This is a genomic window from Gordonia prachuapensis, assembly GCF_036350515.1.
Taxonomy (GTDB): Bacteria; Actinomycetota; Actinomycetes; order Mycobacteriales; family Mycobacteriaceae; genus Gordonia; species Gordonia prachuapensis.
The window spans coordinates 54,240-73,922 of the sequence record NZ_JAZDUE010000013.1; the positions used below are offsets into that span (position 1 = coordinate 54,240).

The 19,683-nt window shown below is 66.6% G+C and carries 18 protein-coding genes; 13 read left to right on the forward strand and 5 right to left on the reverse strand.

Features of this window, described 5'->3' with window-relative positions; genetic code table 11:
- Nucleotides 1-97 precede the first annotated feature (97 nt).
- From V1Y59_RS15970 to V1Y59_RS15995, 6 genes are all read left to right on the forward strand, one after another.
- Entirely contained in the window at nucleotides 98-1,087 is a 990-nt protein-coding gene (locus V1Y59_RS15970) for a sugar-binding transcriptional regulator (protein WP_330505943.1), read from the forward strand.
- Complete coding sequence (locus tag V1Y59_RS15975; RefSeq protein WP_330505944.1) at nucleotides 1,087-2,475, forward strand: ABC transporter substrate-binding protein; 1,389 nt, start codon at nucleotides 1,087-1,089, stop codon at nucleotides 2,473-2,475. The genes V1Y59_RS15970 and V1Y59_RS15975 overlap by 1 nt, the downstream gene beginning before the upstream one ends.
- A 3-nt stretch (nucleotides 2,476-2,478) precedes the next feature.
- Nucleotides 2,479-3,435, forward strand: a complete 957-nt coding sequence (locus V1Y59_RS15980; protein WP_330505945.1) for a carbohydrate ABC transporter permease — start codon at nucleotides 2,479-2,481, stop codon at nucleotides 3,433-3,435.
- The gene (locus V1Y59_RS15985; protein WP_330505946.1) at nucleotides 3,435-4,310 is read left to right on the forward strand and encodes a carbohydrate ABC transporter permease; all 876 of its coding nucleotides are present in this window, start codon (nucleotides 3,435-3,437) and stop codon (nucleotides 4,308-4,310) included. Before V1Y59_RS15980 ends, V1Y59_RS15985 begins: the two co-directional genes overlap by 1 nt.
- A gap of 32 nt (nucleotides 4,311-4,342) precedes the next feature.
- Nucleotides 4,343-5,449, forward strand: coding sequence for an ABC transporter ATP-binding protein (locus V1Y59_RS15990; RefSeq protein ID WP_330505947.1), 1,107 nt, complete (start codon nucleotides 4,343-4,345; stop codon nucleotides 5,447-5,449).
- A gap of 88 nt (nucleotides 5,450-5,537) precedes the next feature.
- Nucleotides 5,538-7,298: an alpha/beta hydrolase gene (locus V1Y59_RS15995; protein ID WP_330505948.1), complete on the forward strand. Its 1,761-nt coding sequence runs from the start codon at nucleotides 5,538-5,540 to the stop codon at nucleotides 7,296-7,298.
- A gap of 2 nt (nucleotides 7,299-7,300) precedes the next feature.
- On the opposite strand, the gene V1Y59_RS16000 is transcribed toward V1Y59_RS15995, so the two are convergent.
- A complete protein-coding gene (locus V1Y59_RS16000; RefSeq protein WP_330505949.1) occupies nucleotides 7,301-7,750 on the reverse strand; it encodes a nuclear transport factor 2 family protein in 450 nt (149 codons plus the stop codon).
- Nucleotides 7,747-9,603 (reverse strand): N-acyl-D-amino-acid deacylase family protein, encoded by a 1,857-nt coding sequence (locus tag V1Y59_RS16005; RefSeq protein ID WP_330505950.1) that lies wholly within the window; start codon nucleotides 9,601-9,603, stop codon nucleotides 7,747-7,749. The genes V1Y59_RS16000 and V1Y59_RS16005 overlap by 4 nt, the downstream gene beginning before the upstream one ends.
- Nucleotides 9,604-9,737: 134 nt before the next feature.
- Between V1Y59_RS16005 and V1Y59_RS16010 the strand changes: the two genes are divergently transcribed.
- The gene (locus tag V1Y59_RS16010) at nucleotides 9,738-10,679 is read left to right on the forward strand and encodes a helix-turn-helix transcriptional regulator (RefSeq protein ID WP_330505951.1); all 942 of its coding nucleotides are present in this window, start codon (nucleotides 9,738-9,740) and stop codon (nucleotides 10,677-10,679) included.
- A 2-nt stretch (nucleotides 10,680-10,681) separates the two neighbouring features.
- The gene (locus tag V1Y59_RS16015) at nucleotides 10,682-11,131 is read left to right on the forward strand and encodes an SAM-dependent methyltransferase (protein WP_330506038.1); all 450 of its coding nucleotides are present in this window, start codon (nucleotides 10,682-10,684) and stop codon (nucleotides 11,129-11,131) included.
- A 33-nt stretch (nucleotides 11,132-11,164) separates the two neighbouring features.
- Here the strand turns inward: V1Y59_RS16015 and V1Y59_RS16020 are convergent, their stop codons facing one another.
- Nucleotides 11,165-11,353, reverse strand: coding sequence for a hypothetical protein (locus V1Y59_RS16020; RefSeq protein WP_330505952.1), 189 nt, complete (start codon nucleotides 11,351-11,353; stop codon nucleotides 11,165-11,167).
- A gap of 466 nt (nucleotides 11,354-11,819) precedes the next feature.
- On the opposite strand from V1Y59_RS16020, the gene V1Y59_RS16025 reads away from it, so the two are divergent.
- Nucleotides 11,820-13,331 (forward strand): phospholipase D-like domain-containing protein, encoded by a 1,512-nt coding sequence (locus V1Y59_RS16025; RefSeq protein WP_431309191.1) that lies wholly within the window; start codon nucleotides 11,820-11,822, stop codon nucleotides 13,329-13,331.
- A gap of 80 nt (nucleotides 13,332-13,411) precedes the next feature.
- The gene (locus V1Y59_RS16030; protein ID WP_330505953.1) at nucleotides 13,412-14,236 is read left to right on the forward strand and encodes a crotonase/enoyl-CoA hydratase family protein; all 825 of its coding nucleotides are present in this window, start codon (nucleotides 13,412-13,414) and stop codon (nucleotides 14,234-14,236) included.
- A 247-nt stretch (nucleotides 14,237-14,483) separates the two neighbouring features.
- Here V1Y59_RS16030 and V1Y59_RS16035 read toward each other — a convergent pair whose 3' ends face one another.
- Nucleotides 14,484-14,957: a nitroreductase family deazaflavin-dependent oxidoreductase gene (locus V1Y59_RS16035; protein ID WP_330505954.1), complete on the reverse strand. Its 474-nt coding sequence runs from the start codon at nucleotides 14,955-14,957 to the stop codon at nucleotides 14,484-14,486.
- Between the two features lie 120 nt (nucleotides 14,958-15,077).
- Between V1Y59_RS16035 and V1Y59_RS16040 the strand changes: the two genes are divergently transcribed.
- Nucleotides 15,078-15,518, forward strand: a complete 441-nt coding sequence (locus V1Y59_RS16040; RefSeq protein WP_330505955.1) for a hypothetical protein — start codon at nucleotides 15,078-15,080, stop codon at nucleotides 15,516-15,518.
- Between the two features lie 98 nt (nucleotides 15,519-15,616).
- On the forward strand, nucleotides 15,617-16,537 hold the full coding sequence (locus V1Y59_RS16045; RefSeq protein WP_330505956.1) for an N-acetylglucosamine kinase: 921 nt from the start codon (nucleotides 15,617-15,619) through the stop codon (nucleotides 16,535-16,537).
- Nucleotides 16,538-16,547: 10 nt separating this feature from the next.
- Here the strand turns inward: V1Y59_RS16045 and htpG are convergent, their stop codons facing one another.
- On the reverse strand, nucleotides 16,548-18,521 hold the full coding sequence (gene htpG, locus V1Y59_RS16050) for a molecular chaperone HtpG (protein ID WP_330505957.1): 1,974 nt from the start codon (nucleotides 18,519-18,521) through the stop codon (nucleotides 16,548-16,550).
- Nucleotides 18,522-18,673: 152 nt separating this feature from the next.
- On the opposite strand from htpG, the gene V1Y59_RS16055 reads away from it, so the two are divergent.
- The gene (locus V1Y59_RS16055) at nucleotides 18,674-19,438 is read left to right on the forward strand and encodes a PIG-L family deacetylase (RefSeq protein WP_330505958.1); all 765 of its coding nucleotides are present in this window, start codon (nucleotides 18,674-18,676) and stop codon (nucleotides 19,436-19,438) included.
- The last annotated feature ends 245 nt before the right edge of the window (nucleotides 19,439-19,683 follow it).

Here is a 19,683-nt window from a genome sequence, read left to right on the forward strand (position 1 = left end):
GGATTGACTGTTGCGTGCATCACATCCGCAATGTTAGCGTATTGAGCATATTCCCGGCTAGTGAGCAAATGCTCACACGAATCTGAGGGCGGCGAGGTTGACCACTCCTTCGAGAACCACCGCGGACACCGGACATGACCTGCGACTCCTGGTCCGCGCCGCGACGATGTACCACCTCGAGGGCCTGACCCAGGCCGAGATCGCCACGCGTCTCGGCGTGTCCCGTCCGACTGCAGGCCGGCTCGTCGCCCGTGCGCGCGCCCAGGGACTCGTACAGGTGACGGTGAGCGCGCCCAGCCACCTCCGCTCCTCCATTCACACCGACGTCGAGCGGTCGGTCGAGGAGACGTTCGGGCTCGACGAGGTCCTCATCATCGACGAAGTCGCCGACGGCACCGCCTCGGCCAACGCCGCGCTGGGCCGCGCCGGGGCGTCCGTCCTGATGCGCCGCATCCAGCCGACCGATGTGCTCGGGTTCACGTGGGGTCCTGAGCAGGTCGCGGTCGCCGACGCGATGGCGGCCACCTCGTCGTGCCGCCAGGTGGTTCAGATGGATGGCTCGATGACGTCGGTCGAATACCACACCGGTGTCGACCACGCCCTCGCCCGATTGTCCGATCGTCTACATGCACGCCCGATCCGCCTGGTCGCACCGTTGTATGCCGATCCCGAGACGGTGGCTGCGCTGCAACGGGATTCGATCCTCTCGCAATCGCTGTCCGCAGCGAGGTCGGCCAACGTGATGCTGTTCGGCGTCGGCTCGGTGTCGACCTCGACCACCCTCTTCGAGGGCGCATTCATCGACGCGATCGTTCTCGATGAGCTCGACGAACTCGAAGCCGTCGGCGAGATCGGCGGACGCTTCTACGACGACCACGGCCGTGCCGTCGGCTCGACGCTCGTCGATCGGACGGTATCGGTACCGCTCGACAGTGTGCGGGCCTGTCCGACCACGATCCTCGTCTCCGGTGGAGAGCACCGCCGGGACTCCATCCTCGGCGCCATCCGCGGCGGGTACGCGACGATCCTCGTCACCGATCTCCCCACCGCAGAATGGCTTGTCGCGCAACAGAAAGGTGACCTCTGATGGCGCACGTCCCGAAACGCGGCCGCCGTCGCCGCCGCATCCCGCGTGGCCCGAAGATCGGCGCCACCGCGATCGCGTCGGTTGCCGCGCTCACGCTGGCCGGCTGTTCCGGCGCGGGTGAGTTGACCGGCGGCGGCGGTGACGCGGTCACCGTGGCCATGGTCTCGAACTCCCAGATGCAGGACGCCGTCGCGTTGTCCTCCCAGTTCGAAGCCGAGAACCCCGGGATCAACCTGGAGTTCGTCACCCTGTCGGAGAACGAGGCCCGGGCCAAGATCACGGCATCCGTCGCCACCGGCGGCGGCGAGTTCGACGTCGTCATGATCAGCAACTACGAGACGCCGATGTGGGCGGAGAACGGTTGGCTGGTCGATCTCGGTCCGTACATGGCCGCTGATCCCGACTACGACTCGGACGACTTCATCCCCACACTCAAATCCGCCCTGTCGTACGAGGGTTCGATGTACTCGGCGCCGTTCTACGGCGAGTCGTCGTTCCTCATGTACAACAAGCGGATGTTCGCCGACGCGGGCATCTCGTTGCCCCCGAATCCGACCTGGCCGGAGGTCGCCGACGCTGCCGCGGCCCTCGACCGCGGCGACGTCTCCGGGATCTGCCTGCGCGGCAAGCCGGGATGGGGCGAGTTGCTGGCGCCGCTGAACACCGTCATCAACGCATTCGGCGGACGGTGGTATGACGAGAACTGGAACGCACAGTTGACCAGCCCGGAAGTCAAGGCCGCAGTGCAGTTCTACGTCGACACGGTCCGCGACCACGGCCAACCGGGTGCCGCGTCGTCGGGCTTCCAGGAGTGCGGCAACCTGCTCTCCCAAGGTCAGACGGCGATGTGGTACGACGCCACATCGGCGGTCTCGGTGCTCGAGAGCCCGGAGACCTCCACCATCGCCGGAGACGTCGGATATCTGCCGGCACCACGAATGGCCAAGGCCGACAACGGGTGGCTCTACACGTGGTCGCTCGGTATCCCCACCAGCAGTGAGAAGCCCGACGACGCCTGGAAGTTCATCAACTGGATGACCAACCGCGACTACATCGAGTACGTGGCCGAGACCTTGGGTGCGGCGAACATACCGCCCGGCAGTCGGATGTCGACCTACGAACTGCCCGCATACCAGGAGATCTCGGAACCGTTCGCCGACGCAACGCTGTCGGCGATGACCACCGCCGACCAGCAGGACCCGACACTGCAACCGGTCCCCTACACCGGGATCCAGTTCCTCGCGATCCCGGAGTTCCAGGATCTCGGGACCCGGGTGAGCCAACAGATCTCCGCGGCCATCGCCGGACAGATCAGTGTCGATCGAGCGCTCGAACAGAGCCAGGAGTACGCCGAGACGGTCGGCAAGACCTACCAGAAGGAGAGGTGAGCCGTGGCCACCACACTCGCCCAGCCCGGGGCCGAACCCCAGCCACAACCGGCGGCGCCGAGTTCGCGGCGCGACCACATATCGCGTGCCGAAGGGTGGCGACGGCGCGGCCCGCTGCTGCCCGCCCTGATCTTCATGCTCGTGGTGACCCAGGTTCCGTTCCTGTTCACCCTCTTCTACTCGACGCAGTCCTGGAACCTGGTCCGACCCGGATCCCGGAGCTTCGTCGGCATCGACAACTATCTGGCGGTGTTCACCGACACGCAGTTCTGGCGTGTCACGTTCAACACCATCGTCCTGATCGCCGGCACTGTGCTCGCGTCGGTGATCCTCGGCCTGATCTTCGCCCTGCTCCTGGACCGGAAGTTTCTGGGACGCGGTATCGTTCGCACCCTGTTGATCACGCCGTTCCTGGTGACGCCGGTCGCCGCGGCGTTGCTGTGGAAGACCAGCCTGCTGTCACCGACGAACGGCTTGGTCAACTGGATGTTGGGGCCGTTCGGTGTGGAGACCGACTGGCTCAGCCAGTTCCCACTGATGAGCGTCATCGCCGAACTCGTGTGGCAATGGACGCCGTTCATGATGCTTCTCATCCTGGCGGGCCTGCAGTCGATGCCGCAGGACATCCAGGAAGCAGCGCGGGTCGACGGCGCCACCAGTTTCCGGCTCTTCCGTGAGCTGACCCTGCCGCATCTGCGTCGGTTCATCGAACTCGGCGCGGTCCTCGGCGCGATCTACCTGGTCAACACCTTCGACGCCGTCTACATGATGACCTCCGGCGGGCCCGGCGTCTCCAGCGCCAATCTGCCGTTCTACATCTACCAACGCGCCTTCCTGGGCTTCGACATCGGTCAGGCCGCGGCGATGGGCGTGGTCACGGTGATCGGGACGATCGTCGTCGCCTCGCTCGCCCTACGTCTGATCTTCAAGACCTTCACCGGAAACGAGGAGGCGGCCTGATGACCACCACGTCCCCCACCCATCGGTCGACCGAGACCGTCGGAGGCGTCGAGATCACCCGACGCAGAGACACCCGCGGCGCGCTGCTCACGGTGGTGACCTGGATCCTGGCCCTGGGCTTCTTCTTCCCGGTGCTGTGGATGGTGCTCACCGCGTTCAAGCAGGAGAGCGAGGCGGCGACCGATCCACCGACGTTCATCTTCGCGCCGACGCTGGATCAGTTCCGCGAGGTCTTCGACGCCGGTATCGCGACACCGTTGCTGAACTCGTTGTTCGCCACCATCGTCTCCACGATTCTGGTACTCGCGCTGGGAGTTCCGGCCGCGTTCGCGCTGTCGCTGCGGCCCGTGCGCAAGACCCAGGACGCACTGTTCTTCTTCATCAGTACCAAGATGTTGCCGATCGTGGCCGCGATCATCCCGCTGTATGTGATCGTCGGACGCATCGGCATGCTCGACAACATCTGGACCCTGGTGATCCTCTACACCGCGATGAACCTTCCCATCGCCGTGTGGATGATGCGCTCGTTCTTTCTGGAGGTACCCGCAGAACTGTTGGAGGCCGCCAGCATCGACGGTGCCAGCCTGTGGACCTCGGTCCGCGAGGTCATCCTGCCGCTCGTGTCGCCGGGAATCGCGGCGACAGCACTGATCTGCGTGATCTTCTCGTGGAACGAGTTCTTCTTCGCCGTCAACATGACCGCGGTCAACGCCCAGACCATGCCGGTGTTCCTCACCGGGTTCATGTCCGGTCAGGGTCTGTACTGGGCCCAGTTGTCCGCCGCGTCCGTGTTGGCCGCACTCCCGGTCGTCATCTGCGGATGGATCGCTCAGAACAAACTCGTCCGCGGCCTCTCGTTTGGCGCAATCAAGTAGCCCCCTTACCTCTTCGATCACAGGAGAACACCATGGCTTCCATCACCTACGACGGCGCATGCTGCGTCTACCCCGGCGCCGACAAACTCGCCGTCGACCGCCTCAACCTCGACATCTCCGACGGTGAGTTCGTCGTCCTCGTCGGCCCGTCGGGCTCCGGGAAATCCACCGCGCTGCGCATGCTCGCCGGACTCGAGGAGATCGACTCCGGCCAGATCCGCATCGGCGGGCAGAACATGGTCGGCGTGGCCCCCAAGGACCGCGACATCGCGATGGTCTTCCAGAATTACGCGCTCTATCCCAACAAGACCGTCGGGGAGAACATGGGCTTCGCCCTGAAGATGCGCGGCATCTCCACCGAGGAACGCAAGGCCAAGGTGGCCGAGGCCGCCCGCCTGCTCGACCTCACCGACTTCCTCGACCGCAAACCCGCCAAACTGTCTGGCGGCCAACGCCAACGGGTCGCCATGGGCCGAGCGATCGTGCGTGAACCCCAGGTGTTCTGCATGGACGAGCCGCTGTCCAACCTCGACGCCAAGCTGCGTGTGCAGACCCGCACCCAGATCGCCGCCCTGCAGCGCCGACTCGGCACCACCACCGTCTACGTCACCCACGACCAGGTGGAAGCCATGACGATGGGCGACCGCGTCGCCGTCCTGCGCAACGGCGTCCTGCAGCAGTTCTCCACCCCAGCCGACCTCTACGACAGCCCGGTCAATGCCTTCGTCGCCGGCTTCATCGGCTCCCCCGCGATGAACCTGTTCGTCGCGCCGGTCAAGGACTCCTCGATCGAGATCGCCGGGTCCTCTGTCGATCTCGACGACGAATCGCAAGCGCTGCTACGCGGTTCCGGGCTCGACAAGGTCATCGTGGGTATCCGACCCGAACACCTCGAGATCGGGGCCGACCAGGGCATCGACGCCGACGTCGCCCTGCTCGAGGAACTCGGCAGCGAGAGCTACATCTACGCGCGAGTCGACGACCCGTCGATCGAGACGCTCGACGGGGACCCGGTGACGCTGGTCGCGCGGTCGGCGCACCGGTCGCCGGCCAAGGCGGGAGATTCTGTGCGGCTACACCAGATCGATCGCGCGGTGCACCTGTTCGACCCGGCGAGCGGTGACCGCCTGGGCGGCTGACGCACGTCGGTCGGCAGCACCCGGAATCTGCCGAATACTCCTCACCCGCTGATACGGTTGTTGCGCCAACCACAGCGGAGGAGCACCGGTGACATCCGAGAGCGGCACATCCCCCACCGACGGTGAACAGACGCCGGGAGAGCACCCGGCCGACGCGACCACCGTCGTCGATGCTGACGGCCGTGCCGAAGATGATTCGACCAAGGCAACTCCATGGTGGCGCAGGCACCTGACCCGGTATCCCTTCGCGCCGATGGCCGTCGCAGTCGTCTTCGTCTGGCTGGCCATGACTCCGTCGCTGCTTCCTCGCGGCGCGTTCTTCCAGGGCGTCGTCAGCGGTGCATCGGCCGCCGTCGGCTACTGCCTCGGGGTGTTCGTCAGCTGGTTCATCAGGTTCATGATGTCGCGCGACGAGCCCTGGCGCCCGGCTTCGCGCCGGCTGTGGACAGTCCTGGGCATCGTGGCTCTCGTCGGGACCGTCCTCATGTTGCTGTGGTTCGCGAACTGGCAGACCGAAATTCGCTCGATCATGGATGTGGACGGGCTGCCCTGGACGTCGTATCCGCTCATCGCGATCACCGCCGTCATCGTGTTCCTACTGCTCGTGACCTTCGGCCGTTTGTTCGCCTTCGCCGTGCGGTGGTCGGTTCGCCACCTCAATCGCATTGCACCGCCCCGGGTCTCGGCCGCCGTCGGTGCGATCGTGGTGGTCGCCTTAACGATCTTCATCCTCAACGGCGTGGTCGCGAAATATTCGATGCAGTGGCTCAATGCGAGCTTCGCCGCGGCGAACGAGGAAACGAAGGCCGAAACCTCCCCGCCGACCTCGTCGTTGCGCTCCGGCGGCCCGGGATCGCTGGTCACGTGGGATTCACTCGGCCGTGAAGGCAGGGTGTTCGTCTCCAAGGGGCCCGATGTCGGTGCGCTGTCACTGTTCAACGGTTCGCCCGCCCAGGAACCCATCCGGGTCTACGCGGGACTGGAGTCCGCCGACAGTCTCCGGGAGGAAGCAGAACTCGCCACCGAGGAACTCGTCCGCACCGGCGGGCTGGAACGGGAGGTGGTGGCCGTCGCGTCCACCACCGGAAGCGGCTGGGTGAACAAGGCGACGGTCGACTCCCTGGAGTACATGTACAACGGCGACATCGCCACCGTCAGCATGCAGTACTCCTACCTGCCGAGTTGGTTGTCGTTCCTAGTGGACAAGGAACGCGCCCGGCAGGCCGGTCGCGCACTGTTCGAGGCGGTGTCCGAGCGGGTCCGCGCGATTCCCGAGGCCGAGCGCCCGAAGCTCATCGTGTTCGGGGAGAGTCTGGGCTCCTTTGCGGGAGAAGCGGCGTTCGGGACCATCCCGGCGTTGGCCGCACGCACCGACGGCGCCCTGTTCAGCGGCCCGACGTTCAACAACACCCTGTGGAACGACACGGTCAGCAATCGCGATCCGGGGTCACCGCAGGTGTTGCCCGTGTACGACGACGGCACCCACGTCCGCTTCATCGCCGACGAGACCGATCTGTCGCGCCCGGATGCACCGTGGGAGCAGTCGCGGCTCGTCTATCTCCAACACTCGAGTGACCCCATCACGTGGTGGAGCCCGCGACTGATCCTCAACGAACCGGACTGGCTCGACGAGCCGCGAGGGCGCGATGTGCTGTCGTCGACGCGGTGGATTCCGTTCGTGACGTTCCTGCAGGTCTCTGCCGACATGGCGGTCGCCGTGAACGTGCCGGACGGGCATGGGCACGACTACAAGTCGTCGATCCCGTATGCGTGGGCCCAGATCCTGCAGCCTCCGGGGTGGACGGACGCGAAGACCGTGGCGCTACTGCCGCGGCTGCACCGGGACTGACCTCAGATCTGGCCGGTGGCGTCGTAGATCCAGCTGGTGTCGGCGGTGGTCAGGTCGTCCATCCAGGTCGGCGGGCCGTTGTTGATGAGTGTGGCCGAGTCCCAGTAGTCCTTCCACAAGGTCACCTTGCCGTCGCGCAGACGATGCACCGTCACGAACGGCAGCACCGCCACTTCGCCGGTGCGCCACTTCCATGTCTCGGAATGCTCGTAGATGACGTCATCACCGTTTGCGACGATCAGTCCGTCGTGGTTCGAGTATTCCGCCAGGGGTTCGAGCCCCACCCGGAGTCGCTTGACGATGTCCGTGGGGCCGCGCGCGGCGAGCGCCGGCCCGAACGGCACGTCGACGTACACGCAGTCGTCGGTCACGAAACCTGCGACCGCATCCCAATCGCGGTCGGAGAGAGCGCGCCACAGCCCGAGGACGATATCGGCTGCCGAGGTCGTCACTCGGACACCCCCGCCTCGGCGAGGGCAGTTCCACGCGTCTGCGGGCCGGTGACGCCTGCCGCGTCCGCGGCCACCGGCGCGCCACGGCGGCCGGCCCGCAGGAACTGTCCGGTCCGCTGCTGTCCCACCATCTCGGTCGGCACCCCGCGGTCGACCACCCGGCGACCGCTGACGTACACCGCCACGACGGTGTCGTCGTTACGATTCACCATGCGTGACATGCCGCCGAACGCGGGAACGGTTGCCTCGGCGTACTTCTCGAGCGAGTCATCGAGATGCTCCGGATCGACGATCATCAGGTCGGCACGGTCGCCGGGACGCAGATGGCCGGCGTCGATGTCGTACCAATCAGCGAGCTCGCCGGTCATGCGGTGTACCGCCTCGGCGACGGTCATGAACGGTTCCCCGCTCTGTTCGGCGAGGTGCACATGCTTGAGCAGCCGAAGTCCGCAGTTGTAGAACGCCATGTTGCGCAGGTGTGCCCCGGCATCGGAGAAGCCGAGCTGGATTCCCGGTTCGCGGGCCATCTGCCTGAGGACCTCGGGTCGGTGATTGGAGATCGTGGTTCGCCAGCGGATGTCGGTCCCGTGTTCGAGCACGAGGTCGAGGAACGCATCGACCGGATGCAGGCCGCCCCGGTCGAGTCCGACCTGTCCGAACGATTTCCCGATCACCGACCGGTCGGGGCAGGCGACGATCTCGGCGTCGAAGAAGTCTCGATGCCACACCCGGGTCCCGAACTTCGACTCGTAATCCTTGCGGAACCGGCGCCGGTACGCCTCGTCGCGCAACAGTTCGTCGCGGGCGAGCTGCTCCTTGAGATGCAGTGCCGCGGCACCGGAACCGAACTCCTCGAAGATGACCAGATCGATGCCGTCGGCGTACACCTCGAAGGGCACTGGTAGATGCTGCCAGCGGAAGTCGCCGCCGAGCCGGTTCACCAGGCCCGCAAGGGGACCCATGATCTTGATCGCGTACGGGTTGGCCTTGATGTCGGCGGCCGAGAGCAGGCTGGTCTTGAGTGTGCGGCGTCCGATACCCAGCGAGGTGAAGGCCTGCGAACCCACGTTCGCCGGATTGGAGATGTCGGGTCCGGCCTGCAGAATCCGTCCGGTCTTGCGGAGCAACGACTTGAGGCGACGGAGTTCACGGGGTTTGGCGTAGGTCGATGGAAGGGTGCGCGACCGGCAGGTGTCGCCGTCGAGCTTGTCGAACAGGAGTTGCTGCGACGACATCCCGACGAATCCACAGTCCAGGGCCTCCGCCAGCCACCGCTCCATCTGGGCCTGCTCGGATGCCGTGGGCCGGACATTCGACCGGGTCGCCCGATCGAGGCCCATGGCCGCGGTGCGCATGTCGGAATGCCCGATGAAGCCGGCGACGTTCGGGCCGAGCGGGCGGGCGTCGAGAGCGTCGATGTAGTCGGCCGGCGCCGACCACGTCTTGTGGCGGTCCACGGTGTCGATCACGTGCTCACGCGGAATCGCCTCGACCCTCCCGAACAGATCCCCCGCCTCGGTGCCGTCCACGTGGATCGTGGACAGCGAGCATGACCCCACCAGAACCGTTGTCACCCCGTGGCGTAACGACTCCGCGAGCGCAGGTTGGGCAAGCACCTCGACGTCGTAGTGGGTGTGGATGTCGATCATCCCGGGCATGACCCAGTTGCCCGAGGCGTCGACGACATCGTCACATCCGCTCTCGTCCAGCGGATCTGCGGAGACCACCGCCACCGCACCGTCCCGGATTCCGATGGAGCGGATCGCCGGCGGCGTGCCCGTCCCGTCGAACCACAGCCCGTCCCGAATGATTGTGTCGTAGGTCACTCGATCATTAGAGACATGCGTCGCCATCAGTGTCAACGAATCGGTAGACATTTTTTCAGATCTGTACACTCGACCCACTCGCCGTCGCCGATGTCAGTCGCGATGCGGAGTCAGCAAGAACGGTCGGGTGCGTGCATGCTCCCGCGGCGGATACTGAGTCCATGGGCGAGGACACCGGACGTGACCGCATACGTGAGCTACTCGACGCCGTGCTGTCCGCCGACCACCACTCCCTCGACGAGATGGCCGCCGGTGCGCACGTCTCGGCGTTTCACTTCAGCAGGCAGTTCACGAAGCATGTCGGCGAGTCCCCGGTCGCGCTGCGTCGCCGGGTGATGCTGGAGCGCGCCGCCTGGCAACTGCAACGCGGGTCGTCGGTCACCGACGCCGCCTTCGCCGCCGGTTATGACTCGGTCGAGGGGTTCGCCAGGGCATTCGCCCGGGCATTCGGGCACCCGCCCAGCCGACTCGGATCACGCGCCGTGCGCGGGCATTGGCTGCCGTCGCCCAACGGAGTCCACTTCCACTCACCCACCGTGCTCTACATCGACAACGACGCGCCATCCGAGGAATCCGCAGGTGACGTGGTCGCCCTGATGGTGCGTCACGATCTCGATGACATCGCCGCACTGATCGACATCGCCAAGGGCGCCGACGATAGCGCCTATCGTGCCCCGCGTCTGCCCGGTCACCGGCCGATCACGTGGAGCGGCCCAGAGGAGTCCATCGCAGCGGTCCTCACCCAGCTCGTGATCGGCAAGCTACCGTGGCTGGCCAGTATCGAGGGAGACGACGAGCCGGATGTCCCCGGTGTCGCCGACGTGGCCACCCTGGCCGACCTGCATGCCGAGATCGCGCCGCGCTGGCTTGCACTGACCCGCGACGTGGAACGACGGGCCGCGTGGTCGGACAGCATCGTCGACGCGATCTGCGATCCGCCGGAATCTTTTCTCCTGTCCCAGATCTGGGCGCACGTGCTGACCTTTTCCGCCCATCGCCGGCAGATCGCCCGGTGGATGCTCGCCGATGCCGGTGTCGACACCACCGCCGCCGATCCCGACCCCATCATGTGGCACCGGCACCGATCCGGAGGCGTCGGGTGAGCATGACCGCGCGGCTCTCCCCACGGCTCGTGCGTGTCGTGGATGCTTTGCCGCTCCGCCCCGGACTCCGGGTCCTGGAAATCGGTTGCGGGCCTGGCAGTGCCGCACGCGAGATGGCGACGCGCGTGACTCCGGGCGGTCGCGTCCTCGGCATCGACCGCTCCGCGAGAGCGATCGACATCGCCATCGCGGGGTCGGCAGAGCTGATCGGTTCGGGAGTTCTCGACTTCAGTTGCGCGGCGATCGAGGATTTCGCGCTGTCGGCGGACGAACCTCCGTTCGACGTCGCGGTGGCAGTCCGTGTCGGCGCCCTCGACGGACGCCACCCCGAGATCTTCCACGCTGCCCTGCGACGGATCTCTGCCGCGCTCACCACCGATGGGCGACTGTGGATCGATGCGCCGACCGGATCAGACAAGGCCATCGTCGAACTATGCCTCAGTCCACGATAGTCACCTGTGCCGGCGATATCGCCCGGGCGTGCGTCACCTCTGGTGCGGAACACGCACCGTGATGGCGACGACCACCTCGTCGACGACCTTGAGTGTTCCCATCATCAGCGAGAACGGCTTGATGTCGAAATCGGTTTGCCTGATGGTTGTCTCGGTGGCGACCTCGTGCCCGTCCGCGGTGTCGACCACACGGAGGTCGAGCGGGTGGGCGCGGCGGGCCATGGATCGTCAGGGCGCCATGAACGCGGTAACCGTCGGCATCGTGTGCCAGAGTCGTTGATTCGTAGGCGATCTCGGGGAACTCGCCGGAGTGCAGGGACTTCAGTGCGTTGGTTCGGGCGAGCGCCTTTTCGGCCCCGGTTATTGGGGTGAGACCGCCTTCGCCGGCACGGACCTGCAGTCCCTCGGTGGCCAGGGTCGCCGCCAGCCTGACCGGTTGATCGTCACGCCAGTCGACGATGGCCAACCATCGCTGCATCTCGATGGTCAGCCGATGTCCAGTGCGTGCCGCGCGCCCAGCCACGTCGGTACGGATGGTGACGGAACCGTCGGCATCGCCGAGGCGCAAGACGGTGTCATTCACGGGGCCAGTGTATGTCCGGGCGCGGGACACCGGACGCACCATTAGGCTGCTCGGGGCGAGACCGCCGTGGTGGGCGGTCGTGACACAGAAGGCGGGACGTCGCGCGTGGAACACGAAGATCAGCAGCTCAGAGCGGATTCCCTGTTCGTTCCCGGCGTCAACTGTTGCGAGATAGCACACGCGGACCGACTGGCTTGCGTCATCGACGCCGCCGACTACTTTCGGATCGCCAAGTCCGCGATGCTGGGTGCTCGACGACGGATCATGCTGATCGGCTGGGACTTCGACACCCGCATCGAACTCGAACCCGATGGTGCGACACTCGACGGCCCCAACACGTTGGGCGACTTCCTGAACTGGTTACCCAAGAACCGTCCCGACCTCGAGATCTACTTGTTGAAGTGGAGTGTCGGGGCGGTCACCGCACTCACCCGGGGCATGGCGCCGATCTTCGTGCTGAACTGGCTGAACCATCCACGCGTGCACCTCCAGATCGACACCCGCCATCCGCTGCGGGCAGCGCACCATCAGAAGATCGTCGTCATCGACGATGCCGTCGCGTTCTGCGGCGGCATCGACATGACCGTCGACCGGTGGGATCGATCCGGGCACGCCGATCGCGACACCCACCGGGTCACCCCCACCGGCAAGTCCTACGGTCCGTGGCACGACGCGACCACCGCGGTCGACGGAGCCGCGGCACGCGCCGTCGGCGCCATCGCCCGCAGCCGTTGGCTGAGCGCGACCGGACAGGCACTCGACCCGGTCCCCACCCCGGCCGGCGATCGGTGGCCCGAGGATCTCGAACCGACCATGCGGTCGGTCGACGTCGCGGTGTCGCGCACGCTTCCGCAGCTCGACGACCGAGCCGAAGTCCGCGAGATCGAACAGCTGTACCTCACTGCGATCCGCAGCGCCCGGCGATACCTGTACATCGAAAGTCAGTACCTCGCGGCGCGCTCCCTCGCCGAGGCGATGGCCGTCCGACTCGAAGAACCCGACGGCCCGGAGATCGTGGTGGTGTTGCCGCGTCACGCCGACGGCTGGCTGGAGCAACAGGCCATGGACGGTGCCCGCGAGCGGCTCCTCCACCTCCTGTGGCGCGCCGATCATCACGGCCGATTCCGAGCCCTGTACCCGGTCACCGTGTCGGGACAACCCATCTATGTCCACGCGAAGATCCTCATCGCCGACGACACATTGCTCCGGGTCGGGTCGTCGAACCTGAACAACCGCTCGCTCGGCCTCGACAGCGAGTGCGACATCGCGGTCCAGGCCGCCGGCGACGCGACCGGCGCCGACCACCGCGAGGCCATCCGTGGTGTGCGCGACCGGCTGGTCGCCGAGCACCTCGACGTCGGGGTGGAGCGCTTCGGTGCCGAGCTCGATGCGCGCGGCTCACTCGTCGCCACCGTCGGCGCACTCGCCGGCGACGGCAAGACGCTGCGCGAGTTCGACCGTGAGACCGTCGACGACGAGACCAGTGCGCTGGCGGAGAACGATCTCGTCGACCCCGAGTCGTCGGCGCGGCCACCGATCCTCGAGCGCACCTACCGGATGCTCGCGTCGCAGCCGTTGCGTCGGCTGGCCAGACCCAACCCCCGTCGCCGGAACTGACGGGCAGGGCTCGTCGACGCACGCCATCGCCGGGCCCGGTGACGAATTCGCTGGACGGTGCGCCGGGTAGCCTGTGCCAGATGAGCGATCAATGGAAAGCATTCGAGGTGTCGATCTCCGACCACATCGCCGAGGTCGTCCTCACCGGCCCCGGCAAGGGAAACGCGATGGGGCCCGACTTCTGGCGTGAGCTGCCGGAGATCTTCGCCCAGCTCGACCGCGACGACGACGTCCGGGCCGTCGTCCTGACCGGATCCGGGGACCACTTCTGTTACGGCCTCGACCTCGTCGCGATGGGCGGTGACCTCGCGCCGGTTCTTTCCGAAGGCGCGAAAGCTCGCGCGCGCACCGGTTTCCACGACAACCTGCGCGGACTACAGGCGGCGATCTCGTCGGTCGCCGACTGCCGTAAGCCGGTGATCGCGGCCGTGTCCGGCTGGTGCATCGGCGGTGGCGTCGACCTCATCAGCGCCGTCGACATCCGCTATGCCAGCGCCGATGCCAAGTTCAGCGTCCGCGAGGTGAGGGTCGCGATGGTGGCCGATGTGGGTAGCTTCGCCCGCCTGCCCGCGATCATCGGCGACGGTCATCTGCGCGAGCTCGCCTTGACGGGCAAGGACATCGACGCCGACCATGCCGCCCGGATCGGTCTGGTCAACGATGTGTTGGCCGATCGGGAGGCGGCGTTGGCCGCCGCGCGTGCCACCGCAGCCGAGATCGCGGCCAATCCCCCGCTCGTCGTGCACGGGGTGAAAGCCGTCCTCGACCACAGCCGTCGTGCGGGCGTGGACGACAGCCTGCGCTATGTGGCGGCGTGGAACTCCGCGTTCCTGCCGAGTGATGACCTCACCGAAGCGGTGACCGCAGTGTTCGAGAAGCGTCGTCCGGAGTTCCGCGGAGCTTGAGCGGGACAACGGAACCCAACCCGACACCTGGGAGCGAGGCGCCGGCCGAGCATCCCCGATCCCTGAGGAGCGAGGCGCCAGCCGAGCGTCACGAAGGGGCGGCCTTCGTGACGCTCACTCCTTCGTCGCTCGCTCCTCAGGCATCGGTTGTAAGACACTCCTTCGTCGCTCGCCCTCAGGCACCGGTTGGGGGCCTTCGTGACGCTCACTCCTCCGTCGCTCGCTCCTCAGGCACCGGAGATTCGACTCACCCCACCGGCTCCAGGCGGAAGACCGGGATGCGGCGGTCGGTGCGTGTTTCGTAGAGGGTGAAGTTCGGCCACACGTCGACCATCTCGCGCCACGCATCGGCCCGTTCGGCGCCGTCGAGTTCGCGCGGGCGCATCGTACGGCCGGTGCCGTGACGCACCACGTCCACCGTCGCCGCGGCGCGGACGTTGTACACCCATTGCGGCATCTCCGGGCCACCGAAGTACGATCCGGCGATCAACCAGGCATCTCCGCGGGTGGGTACCGCCAGCAGCCGGGTGGAACGGACCACGCCGCTCTTGCGACCCGCGACCCGCACCGTGATGTTGGGCAGCCCGGCCACGTCGAGCAGGGCGACTCGCTGTCCGGTGAGCTTCTGCAGAGCGCCGTCGACGCGGACGATCTGGGGAAGATACCGCGGCAGCCAGCTGATCGAACCGATCTTGACCGCCAGGGGCGTGAGCATTCCCATGTGCACAGTGTGACAGCCCACGGGCACGGATCGGCGTGCTTGGCAAGGCGGGCATCCACAACCGACCGGCCCTGTGGATCGCCGAATCCGCCAATCCCGGCACGCGGTGATGATCGGTCCATGACGACCGATGACACCCCCATCCCCGATATCACGACAGCCCACGACCCCATCCGCGGGACCGAGGACCTGCGACAGCGATGGCGAGCACTGATGGGCGAACTAGGATTCTCCGCCGGCCGGATCTGGTTCGCCTTCGTCGGCACCGACCGACGCCTCGTCAAGATCCTGGACTGGTTGCCCCTCCCGCCGGAGCCCGACGCACACCTGGTGGACATGCTCACCGGTGGGCTGACCTCCGCCGTGGACCAACTACCGGTGACGTCGGTGGCATTCCTGATCTCCCGTCCCGGGCGGGACGGCGTCACCGATGTGGATCAGGCCTGGGCGACTGTGCTGATCGAGTCCGCCCGCCGCAACGGGCTGCCCATCCAGCCGATCCACCGGGCCAACGACGTCCACCTGGTGACATTGACGACCGCGCTCGACGCGGCCGCTTGAGCGGGACCGTTGGTCCATCCGGCCGCTGCGGGTAGCTTGACGGTCGGGACACCAGTTCGTCGGCCGGCGCGCCGGCCGGACACCGACGGAAGGATCGGATGGACGCCCCACGCATCCTGATCGACGGCGGTCAGACCGGCACGCGACTCCGCGTCACCACCGGCGCATCGGCCGGCGATCATGCCGCGCGTCCCATCCACACGGACCGGCCGGTGATCCCGCAGCTCGCCGCGGCCGCAAGCGAAGTCGTCACCGCCGCAGCTGAGCCCGTCGGCGAGCTGGCGGCAGGCGTATCGGGACTCACCCCGGACGCCGCCCGGCCCGACGAACTGCTTTCCGCGGTCGCCGAACTGGGTATCGGCTCGGTTGCCCTCTCCCACGATTCGGTGTCGGCGTACCTGGCTGCGAACGGATTCGAACCGGGCGCGGTGACCGCGGTCGGAACAGGTGTCGTCACGTTGGGCGTGGGCCCGGCGGGCACCGCACGGGTCGACGGGTGGGGCCACCTCGTCGGGGACGCCGGCAGTGGCTACTGGATCGGCCGAGCCGGGCTGGACGCGGCCTTGCGGTCCTATGACGGACGCGGCGCCACAACCGATCTGGAGACAGCGGCGGTCCACGCGTTCGGGCCTCTCCCCGAGCTGTACATGCAGTTACAGGCCGACCCGGACCGTGTGTCGCGGATCGCGGGGTTCGCCACGACCGTGGACGAAATCGCGCGCGCGGGCGACGCCGTCGCCGGCGACATCATCGACCTGGCCGCCGACGAACTCGCGACATCGGTACGCACCGCACTCCGACGCAGCGGGAACCGGCCGGACACCCCGACACGGGTCAGTTGGATGGGCGACGTGCTCACCCACAACGACCGCATCCGGAACCGGTTCATCGACAACATCGGACGCCACTGCCCGAGTGCGACCGTGGCAGCCCCTCACGGTGCACCCCTGGACGGTGTCGCCCTACTGCTCGACCTGCCGGCCGGGCACCCACTGGCCGATCACGTGCACCGCGCGTGACCGACCGCTCTCAGGACTGGGTGTCCAGTGACTCGGTGAGCGTACCCGCCAGCAGTCGTGCGAACTCGGCCGGATCGCCCAGCTCGCCGCCCTCGGCGATCACGGCCATGCCGTAGAGCAGCTTCGCGGTCGACACCAGTTCGGTGTGGTCGTCGGACGCGGCGAACGCCTTGTTCAGCCCGACGATCAGCGGGTGGTCGGCGTTCACCTCGAGAGCGCGTTTGCTCTTCGGCAGCTCCTGACCGGACGCCCGGTAGAGCTTCTCGAGCTGCGGCGACATCGAGAACGTGTCGCCCACCAGGCAGGCAGCGGAGTCCGTGAGTCGCGATGACAGTCGCGCCTCGTTGACATTGTCGGACAATGACTCCGCCAGCCAGGCCAGCAACCCGGCGTAGTCCTCGGCCCGCTTCTCCTTGTCCGCCTTGGCTTTCTCGGTGTCGGAATCGTCCGCGTCGTCGAGGTCATCGAGATCGACGGCGCCCTTGGCGATCGAGGTGAAGGACTTGCCCTCGAACTCGAGGCCGGCCGTCACCCACATCTCGTCGACGGGATCGGTCAGCAGGAGGACCTCGACGCCCTTTGCGCGGAACGCCTCGATGTGCGGAGAGTTCTCGATCTGCTGGCGGGATTCGCCGGTCATGTAATAGATCGTGTCCTGGCCGCTGCGCATCCGGCCGACATAGTCCGCGAGGGTGGTCAGGGCGTCCTCGGACTGGGTCGATTCGAACGACGACGTCTTCAGCAGGGCGTCGCGGTTGTCAAAGTCGTTGACCAGCCCTTCCTTCCACACGCGGCCGAAGTTCTCCCAGAACGTGCGGTAGTCGTCGGGCCGGGAATCACGCAGGTCGGCGACCGTCGAGATCACCCGCTTGGTCAGACGGCGGCGGATGGCCCGGATCTGCCGGTCCTGCTGCAGGATCTCACGGGAGACGTTGAGCGACAGGTCGGCGGCGTCGACGACACCCTTGACGAATCGAAGGTACTCGGGAACGAGTTCTTCGCAATCGTCCATGATGAACACCCGTTTGACGTAGAGCTGGATGCCCGAGGTCCGCTCGCGCATGAACAGGTCGAACGGCGCCTGCGTCGGGATGAACAGCAGCGCCTGGTACTCGAAGGTGCCCTCCGCCCTGAGCGTGATGACCTCGAGCGGTTCGTCCCACGCGTGGCTGACGTGCCGATAGAAATCGTGATATTCCTGCTCGGACACCTCGTCGGCGGATTTGGCCCACAGCGCCTTCTGCGAGTTGATGGTCTCGGTGACGATCTCGGTGCCCGGGGCGTCGTCCGAGGTGTCGGACTCGTCGTCGGATGTCGCGACGGGTTTCTCCACGTCCATCTGGATGGGCCACGCGATGAAATCGGAGTACCGCTTCACCAACTGCCGCAGCTTGGTCTGATCGGTGTAGTCGTAGAGGTGATCCTCGGTATCCGCCGGCTTGAGCTCGAGGGTGACGGCGGTGCCCGCAGGCGCGTCGGCGACATCCTCGATCGTGTACGTGCCGTCGCCGGTGGACGACCACCGGGTGCCGGTGTCCTCCCCGGCACGTCGCGTCACCAGAGACACGCGGTCGGCGACCATGAACGTCGAGTAGAACCCGATGCCGAACTGACCGATCAGTTCTTCGCTCGCGGCCGCATCTTTGACCTCGGCGAGCTTTCGGCGGAGCTCGGCGGTCCCCGAGCGGGCCAGGGTGCCGATCAGCCCGATGACGTCGTCGCGGGACATGCCGATGCCGTTGTCGCGGACGGTGAGGGTGCGGGCCTCGGGATCCGTCTCGAGCTGGATATGGAGATCGCTCGCGTCGGCGGCTAGATCATTGTCCTGTAGCGACTCCAACCGCATCTTGTCCAGGGCGTCCGAGGAGTTCGATATCAACTCCCGCAGGAAACTGTCCTTGTTGGAGTACACCGAGTGCACCATGAGATCCAGCAACTGCCGGGTCTCCGCCTGAAACTCGTGAACCTCTGTCTGACCAGTCATGAACGACCTCCGTTCGAGCGCCACTGACGGAGCCGCATATTACCGATGCCCGGATTGGCTACCCTGAAGTGGGTCGTCCCCCATACGCGGCATATGACAGCGGCGGACGGGGCGACACCCACACCGCGACCGAACCATCGGAAGACAGGTGAATGCCGGCTCCTCGTCTGCTGTTCGTGCACGCGCACCCCGACGACGAAGCACTGTGGACGGGCGGTCTGCTCGCGCGTCACATGGCCGGCGGCGGTGATGCCGACCTGGTGATGTGCACCTGGGCGGTCGGAACCCCACGGCACCGCGAACTCCTCGACTCCGTCCGCGAGTTGGGTCTGCCGCGCCCACCCATCATGCTCGGTTACGCCGACGACCGGGTGCCGGAGTCGGCGCCGGACGCCGAACCGTTCTGCGCCGCCAGGTTCGACTCCCTGGTCCGCACGATGGCCACCCACATCCGCCGGCTCCGACCCGACGCGGTCGTCACTTATGACGCGATCGGCATCTACGGTCATCCGGACCACGTCCATGCCCACAGGTTGGCGGTCGCGGCGGTGGACGCCGCGGCCAGCCCGCGGCTGTATCGCTCGGCGGGCCCGGCATGGCAGACCCGCTCCATCTATTTCGTGACGATCCCCGACTGGATGGCCGATGACGTCAGCGACGATGTGTTCGCAGCCGTTCCTCGCGATCTGCTGCCCGGCACACCCATTTCGGACATCGACCTGACCCTCGACGTCGGCCCCTGGTGCGACCGCAAGTCCGCGGCCATCGCGGCGCACCGCACGGAGTTCGAACGCAGTCGTACGATCCAGGCGCTGATGGCACTGCCGACCGAGCGCCGCACTCGTCTGCTCAGCTCGGAGAACTTCATCCGGCGCGATCTGGTCGCCGGTGGCGTGAACCTCTGCCGGGTGGATTGAGCGGCGGGGGCCTTCGTGACGCTCGCTCCCACTGATCGAATAGCGCCCCTCTCCTCCCCCTGATCAAATAGCGCCCCACCCTTCCGCTGATCGAATAGCGCCCCTCCGCTCCCCCTGATCAAATAGCGTCCCACCCTTCCGCTGATCGAGTAGCGGCGAGCCGCTAGGCGAGGCGCGTATCGAGATCCACTGCAGCAGAGTTGATCTCGATACACCGCTCGCCTAGCGGCTCGCGGCTACTCGAT